The sequence below is a fragment of the Natrinema versiforme JCM 10478 genome (assembly GCF_000337195.1).
Taxonomy (GTDB): Archaea; Halobacteriota; Halobacteria; order Halobacteriales; family Natrialbaceae; genus Natrinema; species Natrinema versiforme.
This window is the reverse complement of record NZ_AOID01000059.1, coordinates 1-19,037: the sequence shown is the minus strand read 5'-3', so window position 1 is coordinate 19,037 and position 19,037 is coordinate 1. Positions and strand designations below refer to the sequence as shown.

Annotated in this window: 23 protein-coding genes and 4 pseudogenes; 12 read left to right on the top strand and 15 right to left on the bottom strand. The window is 57.2% G+C overall.

Annotated features, from left to right (window positions below; genetic code table 11):
- Positions 1-220, top strand: a 220-nt coding sequence (locus tag C489_RS22320; RefSeq protein ID WP_204366754.1) for a hypothetical protein, incomplete at its 5' end; no start/stop codon positions are given.
- 43 nt (positions 221-263) lie between these two features.
- On the opposite strand, the gene C489_RS18190 is transcribed toward C489_RS22320, so the two are convergent.
- Positions 264-656, bottom strand: coding sequence for a hypothetical protein (locus tag C489_RS18190; RefSeq protein WP_006432818.1), 393 nt, complete (start codon positions 654-656; stop codon positions 264-266).
- Positions 657-924: 268 nt separating this feature from the next.
- On the opposite strand from C489_RS18190, the gene C489_RS18185 reads away from it, so the two are divergent.
- The 9 genes from C489_RS18185 (at position 925) to C489_RS18145 (ending at position 4,922) form a co-directional block, all read left to right on the top strand.
- Positions 925-1,200 carry a hypothetical protein gene (locus C489_RS18185; RefSeq protein WP_006432817.1) on the top strand — a complete coding sequence of 92 codons (276 nt, stop codon included), beginning with the start codon at positions 925-927 and terminating at the stop codon, positions 1,198-1,200.
- On the top strand, positions 1,201-1,692 hold the full coding sequence (locus tag C489_RS18180; RefSeq protein ID WP_006432816.1) for a hypothetical protein: 492 nt from the start codon (positions 1,201-1,203) through the stop codon (positions 1,690-1,692). It begins immediately after the preceding gene.
- Positions 1,692-2,429 (top strand): hypothetical protein, encoded by a 738-nt coding sequence (locus tag C489_RS18175; RefSeq protein WP_006432815.1) that lies wholly within the window; start codon positions 1,692-1,694, stop codon positions 2,427-2,429. The genes C489_RS18180 and C489_RS18175 overlap by 1 nt, the downstream gene beginning before the upstream one ends.
- 66 nt (positions 2,430-2,495) lie before the next feature.
- Positions 2,496-2,666: a hypothetical protein gene (locus tag C489_RS18170; RefSeq protein ID WP_006432814.1), complete on the top strand. Its 171-nt coding sequence runs from the start codon at positions 2,496-2,498 to the stop codon at positions 2,664-2,666.
- A 65-nt stretch (positions 2,667-2,731) separates the two neighbouring features.
- A complete protein-coding gene (locus tag C489_RS18165; protein ID WP_239642082.1) occupies positions 2,732-3,424 on the top strand; it encodes a phage tail protein in 693 nt (230 codons plus the stop codon).
- A 1-nt stretch (position 3,425) separates the two neighbouring features.
- Entirely contained in the window at positions 3,426-3,641 is a 216-nt protein-coding gene (locus C489_RS18160; protein WP_006432812.1) for a hypothetical protein, read from the top strand.
- Positions 3,638-4,114, top strand: coding sequence for a hypothetical protein (locus tag C489_RS18155; RefSeq protein WP_006432811.1), 477 nt, complete (start codon positions 3,638-3,640; stop codon positions 4,112-4,114). The genes C489_RS18160 and C489_RS18155 overlap by 4 nt, the downstream gene beginning before the upstream one ends.
- The gene (locus tag C489_RS18150; protein ID WP_006432810.1) at positions 4,111-4,704 is read left to right on the top strand and encodes a hypothetical protein; all 594 of its coding nucleotides are present in this window, start codon (positions 4,111-4,113) and stop codon (positions 4,702-4,704) included. The genes C489_RS18155 and C489_RS18150 overlap by 4 nt, the downstream gene beginning before the upstream one ends.
- Positions 4,705-4,733: 29 nt before the next feature.
- A complete protein-coding gene (locus C489_RS18145; protein WP_152423192.1) occupies positions 4,734-4,922 on the top strand; it encodes a hypothetical protein in 189 nt (62 codons plus the stop codon).
- Here the strand turns inward: C489_RS18145 and C489_RS22720 are convergent.
- Positions 4,890-5,207 (bottom strand): hypothetical protein, encoded by a 318-nt coding sequence (locus C489_RS22720; protein WP_239642081.1) that lies wholly within the window; start codon positions 5,205-5,207, stop codon positions 4,890-4,892. The two genes, C489_RS18145 and C489_RS22720, sit on opposite strands and share 33 nt — an antisense overlap.
- Positions 5,208-5,247: 40 nt before the next feature.
- On the opposite strand from C489_RS22720, the gene C489_RS22715 reads away from it, so the two are divergent.
- Positions 5,248-5,550 carry a hypothetical protein gene (locus tag C489_RS22715; protein WP_239642080.1) on the top strand — a complete coding sequence of 101 codons (303 nt, stop codon included), beginning with the start codon at positions 5,248-5,250 and terminating at the stop codon, positions 5,548-5,550.
- 48 nt (positions 5,551-5,598) lie between these two features.
- Here the strand turns inward: C489_RS22715 and C489_RS18135 are convergent, their stop codons facing one another.
- The 9 genes and pseudogenes from C489_RS18135 to C489_RS21705 form a co-directional block, all read right to left on the bottom strand.
- Complete coding sequence (locus C489_RS18135; protein WP_006432807.1) at positions 5,599-6,051, bottom strand: ribbon-helix-helix domain-containing protein; 453 nt, start codon at positions 6,049-6,051, stop codon at positions 5,599-5,601.
- A gap of 130 nt (positions 6,052-6,181) precedes the next feature.
- Positions 6,182-6,614 (bottom strand): annotated as a pseudogene (locus C489_RS22965) (SWIM zinc finger family protein).
- 432 nt (positions 6,615-7,046) lie between these two features.
- Positions 7,047-7,950 (bottom strand): annotated as a pseudogene (locus C489_RS18125) (SOSS complex subunit B family protein).
- Between the two features lie 631 nt (positions 7,951-8,581).
- Positions 8,582-9,058: a hypothetical protein gene (locus C489_RS18120; protein WP_006432805.1), complete on the bottom strand. Its 477-nt coding sequence runs from the start codon at positions 9,056-9,058 to the stop codon at positions 8,582-8,584.
- A 157-nt stretch (positions 9,059-9,215) separates the two neighbouring features.
- Positions 9,216-10,458, bottom strand: a pseudogene (locus C489_RS18115) (RNA-guided endonuclease InsQ/TnpB family protein).
- Positions 10,455-10,631: a hypothetical protein gene (locus tag C489_RS22315; RefSeq protein WP_006432804.1), complete on the bottom strand. Its 177-nt coding sequence runs from the start codon at positions 10,629-10,631 to the stop codon at positions 10,455-10,457. The pseudogene C489_RS18115 and the gene C489_RS22315 overlap by 4 nt, the downstream one beginning before the upstream one ends.
- A 289-nt stretch (positions 10,632-10,920) precedes the next feature.
- The gene (locus tag C489_RS18110; RefSeq protein ID WP_006432803.1) at positions 10,921-11,694 is read right to left on the bottom strand and encodes a hypothetical protein; all 774 of its coding nucleotides are present in this window, start codon (positions 11,692-11,694) and stop codon (positions 10,921-10,923) included.
- Positions 11,691-12,656 carry an ABC transporter ATP-binding protein gene (locus C489_RS18105; RefSeq protein ID WP_239642076.1) on the bottom strand — a complete coding sequence of 322 codons (966 nt, stop codon included), beginning with the start codon at positions 12,654-12,656 and terminating at the stop codon, positions 11,691-11,693. The genes C489_RS18110 and C489_RS18105 overlap by 4 nt, the downstream gene beginning before the upstream one ends.
- Before the next feature lie 1,834 nt (positions 12,657-14,490).
- The gene (locus C489_RS21705) at positions 14,491-15,258 is read right to left on the bottom strand and encodes a hypothetical protein (RefSeq protein ID WP_152423191.1); all 768 of its coding nucleotides are present in this window, start codon (positions 15,256-15,258) and stop codon (positions 14,491-14,493) included.
- A 215-nt stretch (positions 15,259-15,473) separates the two neighbouring features.
- On the opposite strand from C489_RS21705, the pseudogene C489_RS21005 reads away from it, so the two are divergent.
- Positions 15,474-16,030 (top strand): annotated as a pseudogene (locus C489_RS21005) (IS6 family transposase); the annotation flags it as partial.
- 10 nt (positions 16,031-16,040) lie between these two features.
- Here the strand turns inward: C489_RS21005 and C489_RS21000 are convergent.
- The 4 genes from C489_RS21000 to C489_RS18075 all read right to left on the bottom strand — a co-directional run bounded on the left by C489_RS21000 (position 16,041) and on the right by C489_RS18075 (position 18,721).
- Positions 16,041-16,553, bottom strand: a complete 513-nt coding sequence (locus C489_RS21000) for an RDD family protein (RefSeq protein WP_239642075.1) — start codon at positions 16,551-16,553, stop codon at positions 16,041-16,043.
- A gap of 329 nt (positions 16,554-16,882) precedes the next feature.
- A complete protein-coding gene (locus tag C489_RS18085) occupies positions 16,883-17,176 on the bottom strand; it encodes a PadR family transcriptional regulator (protein ID WP_006432798.1) in 294 nt (97 codons plus the stop codon).
- A 297-nt stretch (positions 17,177-17,473) separates the two neighbouring features.
- Positions 17,474-18,004, bottom strand: a complete 531-nt coding sequence (locus C489_RS18080; protein WP_006432797.1) for a hypothetical protein — start codon at positions 18,002-18,004, stop codon at positions 17,474-17,476.
- 9 nt (positions 18,005-18,013) lie between these two features.
- Positions 18,014-18,721 carry a DUF7437 domain-containing protein gene (locus C489_RS18075; protein ID WP_193364788.1) on the bottom strand — a complete coding sequence of 236 codons (708 nt, stop codon included), beginning with the start codon at positions 18,719-18,721 and terminating at the stop codon, positions 18,014-18,016.
- Positions 18,722-19,037: the final 316 nt, after the last annotated feature.

Sequence of the window (19,037 nt, the reverse complement as noted above, 5' to 3'; positions counted from 1 at the left end):
GAGAGTACGCACTACGGGAGTGATCGTGTCCGAATCAAACACCCCTTCGACGACTAACCAGATGCGCACCGATGTCACGCTCCGCGGGAGCAAAGCCGACCAGTTCGAACGGATTCAAAACTATCTCGAGGACCGTCGTGGTCATGATCTCTCGCGAGCCGATGTCGTCGGGATCATGATGGCCGAGTTTGAGCAAGGCCTCGACAATAATCGGAGGTAGTCTGTCAAAATAATGGTCGAGTGATTGCAGTTAGACGCGCACCTTAGTCGGCGAGTCGCCAACGTTTGCCGTCTTTTTCAGCGATCCCATGCGTCTTGAGAACTTCAAGATGTCGCCCAAACTCCCAGTTCGCCATATCGTCGCGGCCGCTGTACTCCATGACCTTCTTTCGCATCTTCCCCTTGCTATTCTTTTCAGTAGCGATTTCTAAGCCTTTCACAGCGTCTTCGAGGGCTTCTAATGCAGGAGCTAATTCTTCTGATTCTAGACCATTACTCTTCTTCTCTTCGTTCTTTTTTCTTCTATCATTCTCGTCCATTTCTACACCAATTGCTGAGGCTATTCCGTCAATACTCGACGCAGTCACAACGATTTCTGGATCGATTTGTCTATCGTTCTCATCCTCTTCATCAGATTTCTCATCTTCTCCCGGCATAGTTCATCTGTTAGTTGGGTTTGTGGGGTTGTAAATCTAGGGGAGAGACCTACACACCTATTTTGAGCCTGTGAATAGTATTGAGGGAGCCACTATTTCCGAAATAATCGGTACTACCTATCTTTAGCAAGAGAGACGCTCAGTCAGAATTCGTTATAACGAATAGCAGCGAGTTACCGCGGAGTGGCACAAATGACTACCAAGAACGTCGGCTGACTGCGGTCCTGACGCGCTCTTATATCCGAATTCGGCCAGTTTGTCGGATCGCATGGCGATGAATTTCGATCAGGCCACGCAGGCTCTGACTGACAGTGACGTATGGATGGATGTCGGCATGGTCGCGGGCGGCTACCTCGCGCCGTACCTCGTCGACACCGCAACTGGAACGATGCTCCCGTCGGAGATCTTCGGCATCGGCGGGATGGCACTGGGTGAGATGGTGGTCAACAAGCGCGCGTTCACCCTCGGCTCGGGCGCGTTCGTCGTCCGCGAGGCTGCCGAGCGCTTCAACGCCCAGGGCATGATCAACGAGGTGCTGGCCTAAATGAGTCTCTCGCTCTACGCCGCCCTCGGCGACTCGAGCAAGTACGTCGAGACGGAGACGAACATCACCAACCAGCTGACGCCGGTTCTCTCGATCAACCCCAAGGACGGCGTCGGCGTTCTCATCCGCAACGCTGTCGACATGGGGAACAAGGTCGGGCTGCCGATCTACGCAAAGCTTCGCGACACCGACGGCAACCCGCTCCCCGCAGACACTCGCGTCGCACTCGGCTACCAAGCACCGACCGACGAGAGCATTCAGGTCGTCTCTGACCCGAAGTCGACGATCGCGAGCTACATCAAAAACTCCGTCTCGGACCAGCAGGACGACCGCAAGGTCGACGCGGTCAAGCACCAGCTCAAGGGCGAGAAGCTCGAGGTGCGGGACATCGACGAAGCGTACATCCTCGTCGATTCCTCCGAGCCAATCGACCACGCCCAGAGTGAGATCTACTTCGAGGAGGCAGCGCTGGCGGAGGTGGACCTCGAGTAATGGCGATCAAACACAAGCTCAAGTCGGCAAGCTGGGTTCCCGGCAGTGTCACCCTCCGCGAGTTCGAGACTCAAGCCGCAACTCCCGGCGAGGCGAGCGTCGTCGCCGAAATCCAGCTCGGCCGCCCGCTCCAGCTCCGCGACGATCCGGACAGCGAACTCCGAGTCGTCCTCCCGGCTCACGAACATCGAACGACCAACGGGACGGCAGACGACCAGGAGACGTTCGAACTCGATCACAACCTGATCGAGTGTCCAACGACCGAGTCGTTCGTCCTCTACGAAGACGGCGCGATCGTCAAACCAGACAGCGTCGACTACGACGCCAACTCCTTCGACTACACCTCGAGCGGGACGGAGACCGACCTCGATGTCTTCTACGTTCCCCGCGATCCGGCGGCGGTCGAGATCCGCAAGACCGCGCCCGGAGCGGGCGGCAAGGTCAACCAGACGCTCAAGGAGGCACAGACGGCGATCCTGCACACTCGCGACCAGGCCCAACAGGAGATTCGGTTCGGGTTCGACCGGACGCCGCTGCAGCCGTACCTGCCGCGAAAGTTCCGGCTGCAGGTCGTCGTCGATGCACCGTACAAAGTCGCGTTCGAGGCTCCCGAGCGAGCCAACGGGACGCCTCGAGCACGCAACGCCCTGCTGTCGCTGCCGCGGTTCCAGACCGAGGCCCGCATCGACGGGCTAGGAGCGGCGGTCAAGCAGGACATGATCGGAGTCCGGGGGTGATCCCCCGTGCAGGGCGGTCTTTCAGACGGTACCGAGCCCGGAGAGGTAGCAGTCACTACGACGACCATGTCGTCCGAAGCGACCGCGACCTCGAGGCCGGAGAACCAATCCCAGCAGCCACCGGAGAGCCCGATAGCGCGGCTCGTCTACGGCACGCAGTGGACACAGGACGACATCATGATCGGCCTGCTCGCGCTGCAGGCAGTGCTGCTGGTCTTCGTCACGATTCGATCATGAACGGACACACGCAGGGGCTCGCGATGAGTCCCCCTGACAGTAACGGCAGAGAGGTGAGCTGACCGATGGCGGGACCTGCAGCGGCGATGGCCGCTGGCGAGGCAGCGGACCAAGCCAGCGATGTCGCCGAGCCCGCCGCCGAGGCAGTGAGCAACGTTTCGGATAACGTGAGCGAAGCAGCCCAGAACAGTCGCGGTTTCAATATCGCGATGGTCGTTGGGGCGCTCGCCCTCGCATTCATCGTCTGGCGCGTCATGCAGATGACGCGCGGCCCCGGGCAAGCAGCGGACGGTATCGGCGATGCGATCGGCAACATCGTCGGCGGAACGACCAACGCGGCCGGCGGAGCCGGCGATGCGGCGGCCGGTGTCGGCGGTGCAATCGGTGATATCTGGGGCGGCTCAACCGATGCGGCCGGTGGAATCGGCGGCGCGGTCGGCGATGTCTGGGGCGGCGCGACCGACCTCGCAGACGGCGTGAGCGACTTCGGCGGCGATATTCTGGGCGATACCTGGGATGGCACGACCGATGTCGCGGACGGAATCAGTGATACGTTCGGAGATGCCGTCGACACCGGCGGTGATCTCTTCGGCGGGATGCTCGGCGCTGGTGGCGACGCAGCTGACGGAGCAGCCGACGCAGGCGGCGACGCCGTCGACGGTGCAACTGACGTCGGTGGCGACATCGTCAACGGCGCGGCCGACGCTGGGGGCGATCTCGTTGACGGTGCAACCGACTTCGCCGGAGGGCTGATCTAAGATGGAGCCCATCACCGTGCTCAATCAGTTCGGGTTCCCCGCTGTTGCGTTCGGACTCATGTGGCGACTCTATCGGGAAGAACGCAACGAACGCCAAGACGAACGGGAGAGTTGGCTCGAGGCGATCCAAGAGCACACGGACGCTGTGCGCGATCTTCGACGCGATGTCAAGACCGTCGCGACCGACGGCGGCGAGCAGGAGGATGATGCACCGTGATCGGATCGTCGACGATCGGACCGAACAGTCCGATCGAGCGGGTTCTCGCCGACTACGGGATCGACGCCTCGTCGTGGAGCGAGGACATCGTCGAGAACGACACGGAACGACTCCTGCTCGCGCTGCTGCTCGAGCAACGCGGGGAGAACGCCTTCGAGGCGCTCAACCCCGAGTCGGAGGACACCCAAGAGGCGGCGTATTTCGTGACCGAAGAGCCGCTCCCGGTAACGACGACTGAAGAGAACCGTCTCAAATGGGGGTTCCCGGCGTCATCGGTCACTGTCTGGGGCTTCGACGAGCCGATTTACGTCGCATTCCGGTCGGAAGGCGACTATCGTAAGATCCCGCTGGAGCCCTCTAGTGCTCCCTACAACGCAGGGCCAGAGGGTGGTCTCGGGGCCTCAGCAGCATGGATTAGCAAACAGAGTAGCGACTCGGCAGACACGACGGTCAAGGTCAAAGCGTACAAATGACATTCGACGGCCCCATCAACACGACCTACGGCGAAGCGATGGCACAGATTCGTGACAAAATCAGCAGCATGGCCGATTGGTCGGTGAAGGACGAACAGTACAACACCGACAACACGGCGTTCACATCCAATAACGACTATTTCGTCTTCACGACCCCTGAGGGTAGTGATGTCCGACTCAGCGCAACCGGTGATGAAGAAATAGAACTCGAACACGGGCCGAACTGGGACGCTTCGGCAGGCTCGTGGGAAGACCGATATTCCAACTCGTGGCAGGCCATGCCTCACGATGAGCACGACGGCTCACCCAGTTTCAGCGACCAAGTAAAATTCTGGGTGGAGTACGTCAACAACAAGGGATTCGCCTTCTACATGTCCCGCGAGGAAGGCGACGACTACGACGCTGGCATGGCTATGGGAATCAGCGAACTCACTCGGCTATGGGACTACAGCACAGCACAGGTGAGAGAGTCGAAATACACGGCCTTAGTCCTCGGATACCAAGAACACGACGACGATAAAACATACGAGATAACGCCACTTTCGAGGGCGGAGAATCTGGCCACACCCACGAGGGCAAGGGACAGGTGAACGCGGACGGAAACAACGACAACTACCCGATGGTAGAGACGACTCTACAAGCGAGTAGCAAGTACGAGGACGCTCTCATCGGCGAACATGACCTCTGGATTCGTGACAACAGTGGCGACCGATCGGCTCACCTCGACACTGTGACCGACGGCGGTGCCGATAAGTTCACCATCTTCAAGGAAACGCTACCAACTCCCATCGGAATCCGCATGGACTGACCCCATGGCCAGCTTTGAGAACAGTACCGCGACGACGACCTCGGCCTCGGCGAGCACCGGCACCGTCGCCCGGACGGCCAGCGCCTCGAACACGTCGTCGACGAACGCGGGGCGACCGTCGGCAACCCGGTCGGGAATCAACGTTGGGCAACCCACGGCGTCCAACGCCGGGCGACCGTCGGTGGCCAGATCGGGGAGCAACGCCGGGCGATCGACGACGAGCATCGCCGGAAAACCGAACCTCTCCCGCTCGGCCGACGGAGCCGACAACCCGACGACGAGCAACGCCGTACTCGTTCCCGGCGACTTCCGAGGCGTTACCGTCGTGGTTGTCGATCCAGACGGCGAGCCGCTCGAGGGCCTCGAGCAACTGCTCGTGCTCACACCGTTCCCATCGTCGACGAGTATCGACGAAAACGGTGTCGGCCAACTGCCGATGCTATCGACCACCTATACCGAGTTTCGGGGGCTTGCCCCGCGAGGAGACGATGTCGGGTATATGTGGTATGAGGGAGTGAAGAACGTCGTCGGTCCGCAAGATGACGAGGCGGTGATCGTCCTCGATCCCACGGAAATCAAGGGCATGAACGCCGGCAATGGTGTCAACATGGGCGGTCCACTTCGCTGATATCGACGAAAGTGCGATCGGTCTCGAGAAGCGAGGAAAAGAGACTGCTTACGCGACTGCTTTTTCTCCCGCGTCGACGATGTCCTCACCGTCGGTGTAGCGCATCGGTGGGACGATCACCCAGACGTGCTGATTCCCCGCCCATACCGAGACGTACCCCTCACTCTCGAGGGGCTTGATGATCTCATCGAGGACGGCACTCTTCGGTGTGCTGTTGTCGTAGAGTTTGTTCTTCGCCGTCTCGAGTTTGACGCGGCGCTTGCTCTTGTGGCGAGCAGACGCTCGCTCGTGGAGCATCCGGTACGCTTCAGCGAGCCGTTCGTCGTCGGGAAGGAGCGGCTGAGGTTCGTCCAAATCTCCTTTTGCCTCGACCTCTTTCTGGACCAGTTCGCGAAGCTTCTCACTCCGATTCTTGTCCTCCCGCTCAGTGATCTCATCGAGCGTCTCGAGCAGTTCGTCGGGACAGCCAAACGAAACGCGGCTCGAGGGGTCGTGATCCATCCGTCCCATCAGTGGCTCACCTCAATTTGCATATCCCGTGAATACGGGGACGGCGTCGGGCTTCGCAGTTCGTATGCAAGGGGGGTGGGGATGCCTACGGAGGCGGCTATCGCGCGGGTGTGCGTGCGCGTCATGGCCGCACCTCCGCCTCCCTCTCGTGGCGTCGTGTCTTCTCGATCGCCCCGTCGTGGGGCTCGCCCTCGAGCGCCTCGTTGGTCGCGTGGCGCATCTCGTGTTCGTCGTCGGGACTGCCGTCGGTCGACTTCACGTCTATCAGCTCGAGGAAGTCGGCTTTGCGGAGCGTGCAGAGATGGGCGCACGGGCCGTCGTGGTACTCCCAACCCTTGCAGTCGCATCGACCGAGGTACTCGCCGTCCTCAAGGCCGAGCNGCACAGTAGTGGACGCTCTCGCCGTCTCTGAGCGTGACCTTGTAGCCGAACCGACCGAACGACTCGATCAACGCCTCGCGTGGATCCGCTCGAGTCCACGACTCGGTGTCTGCGTCGCGTTCCTCGAGGAAGTCGATGTCCTCGCCGTCGGTCGGCTTTGGGAAGGCGCTCATTGGCCTCGAGCCACCTCCTGCAGATCATGTGGGCCGTTCTCACAAATGCGACGGGGGAGGCCGCCAGTCGAGGTTTCGGTGATCATCCGACCACCGCAGTGCGGGCAGTATCGGGTCACGCGCCGACACCTCCGCTGTACTGCGATTGATTACGACCGCGGATTACAGTTGCCCGCCCGGCGAGTCCATGATAACTTTTCCGCTATTTCCAGGGTTCTACACCGCAAGGTCCAGAATGATCTGCTAGAACAGTATTTGGCTGACCTCTCTGAGGTTGTGGCTGCGCGCGCAGCGATGGTCCCGTGAGCGGAGCGAACGAGAGCGGGGAAGACGAACGGAGTGAGTCTTCTCAAGCGAGCACGGAGCGGAGGGTGGGGAGGAGGGGCCAGGGTCGGTCTGGCACGTAGCAAAAAAGAAAGCCGCGCTAGCCAGCTACTCCCACCATCGACCGCGTTCTGGGAACTGAAGGGTCGACCAGCCGGTGACGGCCAGTGAGACACGTCCCTCGTACCAGTTCCGTGCAGCCCCATGAATGCGCACTCGTTCGCCTTCCTCGATCCACGGCGCGCCTGACTTCTCCCAGATCGTTACTCGAGTCTGACCACTGTCGTCTGCGATGAGTCCGACTTGAGCAATGCTTGGATGCGATGGATCCCAGAGCGTCTCGACACGCCCCTCGATGCTCACCTTCTGTCGGCTCACATCCTCGAGTGTCCCAATTGGCACGATCTGTCCTGGTGCTGTCTGCAACTCCTCGAACACACTGACGACCGCACTCGTGAGATCCTGTCCGTCGGCGACCACCTCGGCTAGCCGCCGACTGATCGCCGCTCGAGACCAGCCATCAAGCCGTTCGGCTAACCGCATCGATTGCTCGTTCACGGCTGCCAGTTGCGATCGTGTGAGGTCCCTCTGGGGATCCGGCCGCTCTGGATCCGCCATCGGCTCCACGCTCGCTGCCCGCTTCTGGAATCGTTTACGCCGCTCCGCACTTCGTCGTGCAGCCATGTCTCGCGCTCGCTTCGCTCGTCCCTGCTGTTGTCCGAACCCGGCTTGTGCACTGATCCGCTCGAGTTCTGCTTCTCGAGCCCGAATCCGCTCTTCCTGCTCGAGGGTGGCACCGTGAATTTGCTCGTCATTTGTATCGACGATCCCGTCCGGGTGGTTCGCGTCTACCTTTGCTTGGACCTCTTGCTTGACCGTTGCCTCGAATTCTGGCGTCTCGTCGACGACTGGGAAGCTGTCGTCATCGACTTTCTGCTCGTCCGCCTGTTTGAGTCTGTTCATCGACCGTAACGAGCTTGCTACTCGAGTTGTTACTAGCATTGGAGTTCAACTTCCGAAGGCGCTCACGCGCCTGCCACTGCGATGCTGCTACATCGCGGTTTTCCGACGACACCGACCGACAGAACCATCTGCGCGCTCTCGCTCGCGCCTTCGCGAGCGCCCTACTGGGCGCGAGCGAGAGCGCGCCTGACTGAGGTGTTCCAACNATCTGCGCGCTCTCGCTCGCGCCTTCGCGAGCGCCCTACTGGGCGCGAGCGAGAGCGCGCCTGACTGAGGTGTTCCAACCAGCACCGCGCGCCGTCCGCCCGGAGCGAGCGGCCAGCACACAAGCCGGTTTTCGCGTCCGTCGAGCGAGCGACGGCAGGAGCGAGAGACGCAACCGAAAGCGTGCTTGGTGCTGGCGCCGAGGGCACATGCATTTTAGCCCGGCAGCCCGCCCGCGACTGCAGGCAGGCAGCCCGGAATGGTCGGTCGCGAGNGCGCCGAGGGCACATGCATTTTAGCCCGGCAGCCCGCCCGCGACTGCAGGCAGGCAGCCCGGAATGGTCGGTCGCGAGCGACGCGGAGGGCGGAACGCGGCGAGCGGTGCGTGCCGTATCGTACACACCGGCCAGCCGATAGAGGCTATTGTCAGCTCAATAAACGGCTCCTGACTCGATATTGCTCTTCCGCCTTTGTGGCTACCAGAACTGCCACCAATCGTTCCGTGCCGCCGAGTACTCCGTTTCGGACGGGATACTCTCAGACACTTTGGCTGTCAACTCCCACATTTCGTCTTCTAGGTCCGTCAGTTCCGACCAGTCCGTTGTTTCGTCAGCCTCTATTTCGGAGGCCATCCAGCGGTAGTTCATCCCGATATCTATGAGAGCGGACCAGATTGACTCATCCACCCCAAGATATCGACCCTCGGCTGCGTGTTGCTGGAGCTCGGCACCTCGTGCTCTGAGAACCTCCACCGTGTCGTTCCCGGTCGAGTTCTCACTGAGAACCTCATTCGAGTATTCCTTCCTGGCTAAATCCGCTTGCACACCTGCATCCACGTACCACCGCTCGATCTCACGCCCCCGTTCCTTGTCGATTCTACTGTTGACAGTATACATCGAAATTAGGAACGAGCCGATCAAACTGACCGCAACCACGAGAATGTCTACCCACATAACCCTCCCATTCCACCGACAACAGTTAGAGCATTACTGAAAGCGCTTGCAGCTTGAAAAGCGAGCGGCCAGCGGATCGACATCCACTCCGCGTACACGGAGCGTCCGCTCGCTGGTGTCACGTCGACACCACGGCGGCACCTTGCGGGTCTGGGCGCTATTCGTTGGGCGCCACCGCGTCCCCCTCGACGGGGTGCCACTGGTGGTCGTCCCACTGGAACCGCAGGGGCCGTGCCGTCGGCCTGACCTCGGTGTTCGTCGCCTGTTCGAGCAGCGTCCACGAAGCGACGAGATCGGCGTTTCCCTCGAAGTCACACGGACACCTCAGCGTCTCACGATGCCGGTGCGTCCGCTCGCGCTCGCCACACTCCAGACATGTCTGGGAGGTCCACGCCTCGGAGGTTGATTCCACGTCGATGCCGTACTCCTCGCAGACGGTCGCGAGTTGGTTGAGGCACTGTCGATGTGCCCAGAAGGTACGCCGCTTTGAGATTGGCCTCAACCGACCAGTACTCGCCAAGGACACCGGTGAGGTCGCCGTGATAGATGGTTTCGACACCGTCGTCGTGGAGCCGCTCGACCAGATCACGAAGCAGTGCGTTTACGGCGTGATCGCGCCGTCGAGACCGCTTACGATAGAGCCGCTGGATCCGCTTACTGGTCTGCTGTCCATCCGGCAGCTTCGCTTTGGCGTCGGCAATGCGCTCGGTAGTTTCCTGGAACTGCCGGAACGGCTCCTGGCCGCTGTACCAGTACTGGTCGCCGGCCGTAGTCGTACACGCCACGAGGATGTTCGCACCGATATCGAGCGCGGCGACGTCCGCCCCCGTCGGCGTCGCCTCTTCCGCCTCGGTGACAGTCACTGGCTGGTGGGCGCAATATGTCTCGTCGACATCGTCGTAGGTGAGGTGGAGGCGACCCTGCTTGCCCTGCCAGTGCGGCTCACCGCGGACGGCCACCCGGTGCCGTTCGAACTGACCGAAGCCGTACTCGTCTTTGAGTTGGCTGCCGATGGGGACCTCAAGCCGGGAGCGCTCGCCCCAGTTGATCGTGTAGGCGTCGTTGCGGATGTAGGTCCGCAGGTCGCGCCCGTCGGCTTGGTTGCCCCAGTAAGCCGGGCGGACTGACCTCCCGGTCGGGCTCCTCGACTGTCTCGAAGAACGACCGCCAGGCGGCGTCGTTGACGCGGGTGATCGCTGGGTCGTTGCCGACCCCAACACGTCGACATACTCGTCGTAGTAGCTATCACAGTCCCAGACGCTTTCGCCGGCGAAGAACCGCTGTCTGCGATCATACGTCAACTGGTTCCAGAGGCTCGCTGACGCATCGAGGAGGCGTCGCAGGACGATGTCTGCCTGCTCCGATTGCGGGACGACCTCGAAGGAGTTGGTTCGTCTCATCGCTCTGGCCCACCCCACATTCGCGGCACGTAGCCGAGGTGTTCGATGTCGTCTGCGTAGTCCCGAAGAAGCCCTACGAGGACGATCTCCGGGATGTCGTTCTCGGCCTGTTCGACCAACCACTGTTCCAGTTCAACTTCGGCCTCCTCGATCTCGGTGAGGTCAACCGACATCGGTCATCGAGCCTCCGTCTCACGGTACACCTGTCGTTGGTAGTGGTGTCGCATCTCGAATCACCTGTGCTGTGCAGACACGACCGAACGCGCCTGCACCCTTCGCAGGCGCTCAAAAACACTACCGCACTACGCAGTCAGAATGAGGTATCGAAGAACCGTTGTAACACTTGGCTCGGGGAGATAAGTACAGGTAGTCCACTTTCCAGTACACCCCCTACTCTCGACTGCTCCCGATTGAGTGGAGATGTTGGTCGTTCACCACGATAGAATACTGCCGTCTCACCGTTTAGTAATGCCCGAGAGCGCCCCGTTTGCGTGCTTTTGCCGCTCCAATCCGGAAAACTAGTAGTCCAATCGCCAGGTAGACAACCGACTGTCCGACCAGCAGCCCGAGGTCGAACAACGGCAGTTCCCATACGCCGAGTCCATCGGTCATCACCCGCTGCAGTAAATGGCTCCCCAGCGACATTGGAAGGAGTTTCAACAGTGCATATTCTTGAACTGGTAGGGCAATCAGGCCTGCAAACGAAAGTTGAATCAGCGGGAACACCTTCTCAATCTGCTTGTAGACAAGCGCTGCCCCACCGAAGACGAACCCGAGGCCGACTACCGGGAGTAGCGTCAACACACCGAGTACGGCAAGTGAAAGCGGTGCAACGGAAAGCCACGTCCCTGTCGTCACCATCATCAACACCAGGAGGACGACACCAGTAGCGAACGTTCCCAAGAGGTTAACCACGGTCTTCACCGCAACGACCTCCGTGAAGCCGAACGGGGACATCGACAACTGCTCCAGCGTCCCCCACTGCGCCTCATCAGTCAGGTCGTGCGTGAGATCGGTATACGCCGACACTGCCATCGTGAAGAGGAAATACCCGACAACGAGCGGTCCTACGGACCGGGCAATCAAATCTTCTGCCACAAACTGCCCGCCGAAGAAAATGAGCGCGAAAAACACGTACAGCGTCACGAATCCTACCACTGTATTCACGAGATAGCGACGCGAGAGCGTCACTGATTTACTCGCAATCACGCGGAACAAGATGAGATGCTGATTCATGACTCCGCCTCCTCTGGTGACAGTGATGCAGCTGACGTCAGCTCAACAAAGACGTCTTCCAGATCCGGCTCGATTTCAGTGAACGAGCGGACAGTCGCCTCTGCCGTCTGCAGGATGTCGACACACTCGTAGAATTCCTCACTGTCTGCAAGCGCCACCTCGAATTCTACGGAGTCAGTGTCGATCCGCCAGTCGAGGAGCTGGAAGCGGGTGTCGAGCTGCTCTCGGAGGTGTGCTGGCGGGCTCTCGGCCAGTTGGACGCGGTAGGTTTGGGACTGGAAGACATCAAGTAAGTTGTCGACGGAATTATCAGCGACGATGTCACCCTCACTGAGGACGATTACGCGGTCGCAGACAGCTTCGATGACAGCCATGTCGTGACTCGTAATCACGATCGTTTTGTCCTCTTCCCGGGCGAGGCGTTGTAATTCGGTTTGGAGGTCACGGGTCGTTTCGACGTCGAGGCCAAGCATCGGTTCGTCAAGGAAGAGGACAGGAGTCTCGCGAGCGAGTGTACAGCCCAGCGCGACTTTCTGCTTCATGCCACGCGAGAGATTCTTGGCCGGTTCGTCCGCCTTTCCGGTGAGTCCGAGCGTGTCGATAATCGCCTCGTGTCTGTCGATACGTGCCTGTGGATTGATGCCGTGGAGGCCAGCGAAAAACGCGAGATTTTCACGAACGCTCAACCGCCAATAGACGTTGCGTGCGCCTTCGAGGACAGCACTCACGTAGTTATACGCGCGTGAACGCGCCTCATGCACAGGAACGCCGTGGATAGAGACCGTGCCACTTGTGGGTGTAATGAGCCCGAGAACAGTTTTGACGGTTGTCGTTTTGCCAGCGCCGTTTGGGCCGAGCAGCCCGACAATTTGCCCGGACCCGATGTCAAAGGAAACGTCATCGACGGCAGTTACACATCCTTTTTCCCCATTGTAGGTCTTTGTAAGAGACGAGACCGACACTGCAGAGCAACCTTTTGGAGAGTCAGTTAGGCGGGGACACATCGTTCATCACCGACGGACTACTCCAGAAGCGGGCTTAAGAGTACATCACTAGAGAAGGTGGAAGAAAACGATAGCCAATATATAAATACGCATATCTACTTACCAGCGGATTCGGTGATTCCTACGACGAAAAATAACCATCTCGTGCGCAATACTTTGGCACCCTTGACTAGAGCTCCCCCAGTCAGGGGTGAGCAGCGACGCTGCGCAACCCCTCGCGCTTACCCGCTGGCGCCGAGGGCACATGCATTTTAGCCCGGCAGCCCGCCCGCGACTGCAGGCAGGCAGCCCGGAATGGTCGGTCGCGAGCGACGCGGAGGNGCGCCGAGGGCACATGCATTTTAGCCCGGCAGCCCGCCCGCGACTGCAGGCAGGCAGCCCGGAATGGTCGGTCGCGAGCGACGCGGAGGTCTCGTGAGCTTTGCTCACCAGAAGGCGGCAGCGGCGAGTGGGACGGGCCGTAGAGACACACCCATCCAACTGACCACATCACTTGGCCTCCCACCCGCTACCCTAGTGGGCTCAGAAAGGGTGAAGCTGTCTCGGCTGGCCCCCGACCCCGTAAGCACCGCAGGAACGAGGCACGCAGCGTGGGTCACAGGATGTCGAGCGGCCGAGGGGCCTTCCAAAGAGTTACTTCCACTGGCTCGTTGGCAGTTCTCTGAGTACTTGAGTGGCGATCGTCCCGATACGGACCCCATCGAGGGGCGCGAGGTCGTAGTCTACAGCGGCGGTCCGAAACGGGACGCTATCGACGGGGATACGGTGGATAATCGCCTGGACGACTGAGTCCCCGTATCGATCGTCAACCGTGGCTACCGCGATCTTGGTGATCCGTTCACAGCTTTGTAGCCCGTTCGAGAAATGCTCACAGAACTCGTTATCGAGCGCGGTCGCTACCACCTGGCCCGCTACCGTTGCTGTCACACAGCGCAAGTCGATACTTGGCCTCGTACGGCGACTCGTCGGCCCACTGTTCCGGAATTCAATAGATGATATCGAACTCGGGAAGTTGGTCTCGGAACAGTCCAGCCAACACTGGATCGTACTGGAATTCGAAAACGGACAGGTCGGCGGCAGGGTCAGTAGACCTGTCTACTGTTATTTTGCCGCTCGAAGCTGTGACATCGTTTCGATATCGTCGGGCAATATATTGATAACACTCTGGGTGATCCCGTACTCGTCGCAAATCGTCTCCGCTTGTCGTCCGTTACTAGCTTTATATCTGCAGCGACCGACTCGTTGATCCTGCAGGCACATAGTCTTCGCTTGCAAACTGTTCCACCGCAACTCATATCGCGAACTCGCCTCGATGTTCGATGTGTTGTCCGATTAGGACATCTCAGGGATTTCCCCGACACTTTTGATAATTATTGGTCAGTCATCACTTTTATGTGACTGGATACCCCCAACGAGAGCACCTATCCCGACAGCAATAAGTGAAATTTGTACAATATGACTGGTGTTCTCAAACATAAGTACACCAGCGATAATAAGAGATAAAATCCCAAACCCTGACATTACATATCCGAAGGACTTCGGTCGTACTACGACAATTAGCAATCCAACCCCAACGATTGTTGGATAAATAGTTCCAATACTAATTTCTGTGAAATAATACCCCGCGATAGTAAGACCGAATGTTATCACGGATAATAGTACCCATGGATATTGCCATCGGTCTAGCGAAACCATATCTCTACTTTTGAAATAGAAGCACATATATCTATTGTATTAAACAATAAATAATGACTTAAAAGGGTTATATTATGTGGTATGTCTGATGTTTAGACTACGTTGGAATTCCCGGAACTGGTGGAGTAATAATACCTAATGCCAGTGCAAGCGCAATCACAATAGCCGTAGCAGTGATAATAACCTCTGGCGGACTAAGATCAGCAGCATCATAGAGATCCTCAGCTAAGTTTCGAGAGGTATCGTAGAGAGCATTGGCCAACTCCCTAGCGGAGACATCGTCTAAATCTGGGTAATCTGGGCAACGTGGACCTATACACGCTGTATCAAATCCGGCACCCAACTCAAGATAAATACAGCCAGAACTCTCATTCACCAAAATATTCATGCTGACCTCATTCTGGATGTCTCCTGTGAGATCGTCGTTTTCAACTTCTACACTAGGACCATAACCGATTGATGTACCGATTGACCGACCAGTAAAGTGACTACCGCCACAACTGAGCGACTCCTCCACGATTGGTGCTTCAGCAAGTGCGCATAGTTCTGGACCAAATGGAATGTTTAGGCACCAACTGAACGGGAGTCCGTCTGGAAGTCCTGGAACCCAACTAGGAATCGTAGCTTGTGTATTCACACCATCAGAATTGTTTTCCACATCATCATTCAACTCATCTTCAGCAATTCTCTCTAATTCTTTGAGAAGCGCTTCTTTCTCTTCTTTACTGAGTTCATAGCTCTTCTCAGTGGCCTCATCTGATTGTGCTGCCCCTACTGATGAGAGCGCAAGGCTAGATCCGACAACGCCAAAACCAGCTTTTTGAAGTACTTTTCTTCGATTGAAGCTATTAGTCCTATCTGACATCTGCAACTGAACAGAATTTCCAATGGAACTTATATCTGGCTATTACTTATAGTATTAAATAAGTCATTCAAAACCGAATGCATATTTAATATATAATAAAATCTTTCCAAACATATTTATGTGGCAGTTACTAGGATATTCAATATTTCTCAGACAGTTCGGTTCGCAAATTGTTCCGAGGGCACTGTCTAGTTGAGTCAGTTTGAGAAGTTTTACTTCGAGAGATAATAACGATTCTCGCTGAATTAGGCGTTGAACGATCTTATGGGGCGGTCTGGAATGGGGTGCATCGGCTGTCTAACAGCGGCTGCGACCCGCCTGAGGCGCAGCCGAAGCGGGTCGAGGTTGGCGAGACCGCTGTCAAAATAAGCGGCGAGTGGTCTTGGTTGTACGCTGCAATAGACATCGAGACAAAATTGATTCTTGACATCGCGTTATTTGGTCGGCATGGCATTGATCCGGCGGCTGCGTTTCTGCATCGACTCGACGGGAAACACAATCTCTCCGAGGCTAAGTTTCTCGTCGATCAGTTCGGCTATCGGACTGTAATCTCTTAATTAGGATTGAACAGTCGGGTCAACTATACCGACCGAAACCTCATCGAAAAGTGGTTTTACACGCTCAAATGCGGATCGACCGCTTCCATAATTCGTGGGTTGGCAGTCGAACGAGCGTCCAAGAGTGGCTTGAACAGTTCATGCATTACTACAACCGTCAGAGACTGCATCGCGCTCTCGACGGAAAAACGCCGGTCGAGGAGGTGCTGAACTAGACCGTGCTAATCATTCACGAACAACAACTGTATTCGCAATGCGGTCCCCAATTCGCTGATACCGGTCAGATATGAGTAACACTCCAATTCCAACGATATAGAACGCTGGTAACCAGTCAATAATTCTAATTAAATTGCGCATAAACGAGTCTTGCAAAGATGGAGGACCCCCACTTTCGTGAGTAACTCTAATTGAAACAAGATATTTTCCTATCGTTTGTCCGAATTTCCACTCACAGATAGTGTGATAGCCGATTGCAAAAGTAAACCACAGCGAGAGTCCAATAACCGCAGCCATGCCGTCTAAGTCCGTATGAACACCATTGCTGGTCTCGACATTTCCAGTGAGAAGGCCGACAACCGGTATCGCAATGAAGGAAAGAAGAAACCAAATAAACGAATCGATAAACATGGCAATCCCACGGATACCGACGCCACAATAATCCGAATCAGTATTAGAAGCCATTCTAATATAGAATTTGTATTCCAGAATCATAAATACACCGAAATAGGAAATAACCATTAGCTATTATATTTGTTTGCACCCCAATATGTGACTTAACATCGAGCAATGATGGCTCATGCTTTCGCGAGTGAGTGCGCATCTGAGTGACGTACTTCTAACCAGTACCGGGCACTATCCTGCTGAGTGTAGCGAGGCAGGGCATGCCGAAACTCATCCGTGAGACACCCGCAGCCCGCCCCACCGCTGCGAGTGTAGCGAGCAACTCGAGGAGCGTCACAACAAGACTCGAAACGAGAGAATCTGTTCGATTCGACCACGCGTATTATCCGAGAAAACGGCGTATTCGGACGAGAGAGGGACGGTCCTCTGATAACCGGCCGAACTAGCTACTCGTCGCTCGAGTCGAATCCATCGACGTACTGGTCTTCCCACTCGCGCCGGGCCTCGAGCTCGCGCTGACCACGTGCAGTGATCGTGTAGTAGTTCGTTCGCTTGTCGAGTGTGCCTTTTTCGACGAGGCCCTTGTCGACGACCTCGTCGAGGTTGGGATACAGCCGGCCGTGATGGATCTCCGTCTCGTAGTAGTTCTCGAGTTCGTCTTTGATTGCAAGCCCGTGGGGTTCGTCTTGGCCAGCAATCGCATACAGGACATCACGCTGAAAGCCAGTCAAATCGTACATATCGAAATTATTGAGTATAAGGCTATAAGTGTTCCGAGAACTGGTGAAAGAAAACGCGATTCAAGGACAGCATGTGTATAATAAACAAGCCTTAGATCCTGACAAAACCATAGCGGACGACTCGCTCATTCGATGTCGAGCGCTGTCTCGAGCTCGTCCTCGAAATCGTCTATGGTCTGTGGGCCACGTCGAATCTCAACACCGGCCGCAGTGAGAATCTCAGTTATCTCTCAACGGGTCACACCAGTTCGCTCTGCAGCCTTTCCAAGAACTCAATTGGTACGTGAACTATACCACCTAAATCAACTGCATCGAATCACCGGAGTCGTCTCCGATGATGTCCGTCAATCCATACACGGTGATCGTATCGGTGTAGCCCTGTGCTCGGACTGCGTTCTCGATACCCTTCCGAGCCGGCTTATCGTCAGTGAGCACAATGATGCCTCCCGGTGAGCGGTCTCTGACATACTGAATGGCTAACCCGGCAAGAATCGCATCGGTCTTTTCGACCTCGTGTTCGGCCTGGCCAGTTTCATTCGCAATGGTCCGCTTGGCAATATCGCTCGCAGCGACAGCATCCCCATCAGTCGGTGACGGGGCATCAATGATCTCGGCCCATCCTTCGTCGAGTGCCGTTCGAACACGGTCCGTCTCTGGTCCCCCAAGTTCGCCGATTACACGTCGGGGAAGGTTGCAAACGACCCCTGCATTCTGGACTGCACTTCGAAACCGTCGGTATTGTGGATTTGTGGGATGCCCGATCGCATAGAAAATGTTCGCATCGACGAGGACGTCTTGATCAGCTGCTAACAGCGGATTTCGACTCATCCAACCGAGTCACCCGTCAACATCCGGCGAGCTCGAAGGAGGACCAGCTTGCTCGTCAATATCGGGGAGTTCCATCTCGTCAGACACGTCCGGAAAGAGGTGCTCAAAGAACGGATCATGTTCCCGGCCAACGGCCAGCGCGGGTTTGAGCGCAGAGATGATCATCATCGCTTCGGTGTCGCGAACATCAATATCGGACGCGACCATTCGCTGAGTTGTTTTCCCGGCGAAGTGCAACCCGGCACCGCGCAACGCGGCAATCAGTTTGCCGATACCGTACCGGTCAAGGAAGTACTCGACATCCTCGTCGACCGCTTGAAGCGCAAGCGCGTGGAGGACAGTCGGCATAATGACGATTGGGACGTATTGTTCGACGATGATGATCGGATCAGCGGTCAGCTGCTGGGGCCGCGTCGAATCGTCGCGGTCGACCAGCCCAAGGTCAACCAGCGTCTCGACATACTCGTACGTGGTCGATTTCGAAAGCTCGAGGGTATCCATAATCTCCGGCGGGGCAACTGGCCCCCAATAGCAGACGTACACGTAGACGCGAGCTAGCGCTGGCCGATTAAGCAGTTGCACGACGGTTTCCAATCGGGGTGCGTTCTGTGCCAGCGTCTCGGGCTTGAGCGTTTCTTCGTCTATCACATCCATTGGTGGCGGATCTAGCGCGTCGATCCCTCCGTCTGGACGAATACGATCGTGATCGGTGGGCATAGTCACTAGTTCGAAGTTCATGTACTTCAGACTTCCGTCGCTCCAATCGAGGAACTGCTCGTTCACTCGAGGCTGAAAGGGGAATACTGACAGAGCAGAACGGTTGCTTCTCAGTCACATTGCTGAGTTCGTTGGTGCTGTCGTGCAAAAGGCACGCGTTGTTCCGGAGTAATTCGAAACACCCTCAATATCTCTGGGAGTGAAAAAACTATGCCGTAGTCTCGAGGCGGTGTTCAGATAAGGTTGAAGAAGTGAGACGTGGCGTTTTCAAAGTGTTCTATGCCCGAAAACGCACGCCTCAGTCATAGTATCGGCC

What these genes read in the sequence shown, in the direction of transcription:
- C489_RS18190 (WP_006432818.1), bottom strand. Translation starts at nt 656, where the DNA reads ATGCCGGGAGAAGATGAGAAATCTGATGAAGAGGATGAGAACGATAGA.
- C489_RS18185 (WP_006432817.1), top strand. Translation starts at nt 925, where the DNA reads ATGGCGATGAATTTCGATCAGGCCACGCAGGCTCTGACTGACAGTGAC.
- C489_RS18180 (WP_006432816.1), top strand. Translation starts at nt 1,201, where the DNA reads ATGAGTCTCTCGCTCTACGCCGCCCTCGGCGACTCGAGCAAGTACGTC.
- C489_RS18175 (WP_006432815.1), top strand. Translation starts at nt 1,692, where the DNA reads ATGGCGATCAAACACAAGCTCAAGTCGGCAAGCTGGGTTCCCGGCAGT.
- C489_RS18170 (WP_006432814.1), top strand. Translation starts at nt 2,496, where the DNA reads ATGTCGTCCGAAGCGACCGCGACCTCGAGGCCGGAGAACCAATCCCAG.
- C489_RS18165 (WP_239642082.1), top strand. Translation starts at nt 2,732, where the DNA reads ATGGCGGGACCTGCAGCGGCGATGGCCGCTGGCGAGGCAGCGGACCAA.
- C489_RS18160 (WP_006432812.1), top strand. Translation starts at nt 3,426, where the DNA reads ATGGAGCCCATCACCGTGCTCAATCAGTTCGGGTTCCCCGCTGTTGCG.
- C489_RS18150 (WP_006432810.1), top strand. Translation starts at nt 4,111, where the DNA reads ATGACATTCGACGGCCCCATCAACACGACCTACGGCGAAGCGATGGCA.
- C489_RS18145 (WP_152423192.1), top strand. Translation starts at nt 4,734, where the DNA reads ATGGTAGAGACGACTCTACAAGCGAGTAGCAAGTACGAGGACGCTCTC.
- C489_RS18135 (WP_006432807.1), bottom strand. Translation starts at nt 6,051, where the DNA reads ATGGATCACGACCCCTCGAGCCGCGTTTCGTTTGGCTGTCCCGACGAA.
- C489_RS18120 (WP_006432805.1), bottom strand. Translation starts at nt 9,058, where the DNA reads ATGTGGGTAGACATTCTCGTGGTTGCGGTCAGTTTGATCGGCTCGTTC.
- C489_RS22315 (WP_006432804.1), bottom strand. Translation starts at nt 10,631, where the DNA reads ATGTCGGTTGACCTCACCGAGATCGAGGAGGCCGAAGTTGAACTGGAA.
- C489_RS18110 (WP_006432803.1), bottom strand. Translation starts at nt 11,694, where the DNA reads ATGAATCAGCATCTCATCTTGTTCCGCGTGATTGCGAGTAAATCAGTG.
- C489_RS21705 (WP_152423191.1), bottom strand. Translation starts at nt 15,258, where the DNA reads ATGTCAGATAGGACTAATAGCTTCAATCGAAGAAAAGTACTTCAAAAA.
- C489_RS21000 (WP_239642075.1), bottom strand. Translation starts at nt 16,553, where the DNA reads ATGGTTATTTCCTATTTCGGTGTATTTATGATTCTGGAATACAAATTC.
- C489_RS18085 (WP_006432798.1), bottom strand. Translation starts at nt 17,176, where the DNA reads ATGTACGATTTGACTGGCTTTCAGCGTGATGTCCTGTATGCGATTGCT.
- C489_RS18080 (WP_006432797.1), bottom strand. Translation starts at nt 18,004, where the DNA reads ATGAGTCGAAATCCGCTGTTAGCAGCTGATCAAGACGTCCTCGTCGAT.
- C489_RS18075 (WP_193364788.1), bottom strand. Translation starts at nt 18,721, where the DNA reads ATGCCCACCGATCACGATCGTATTCGTCCAGACGGAGGGATCGACGCG.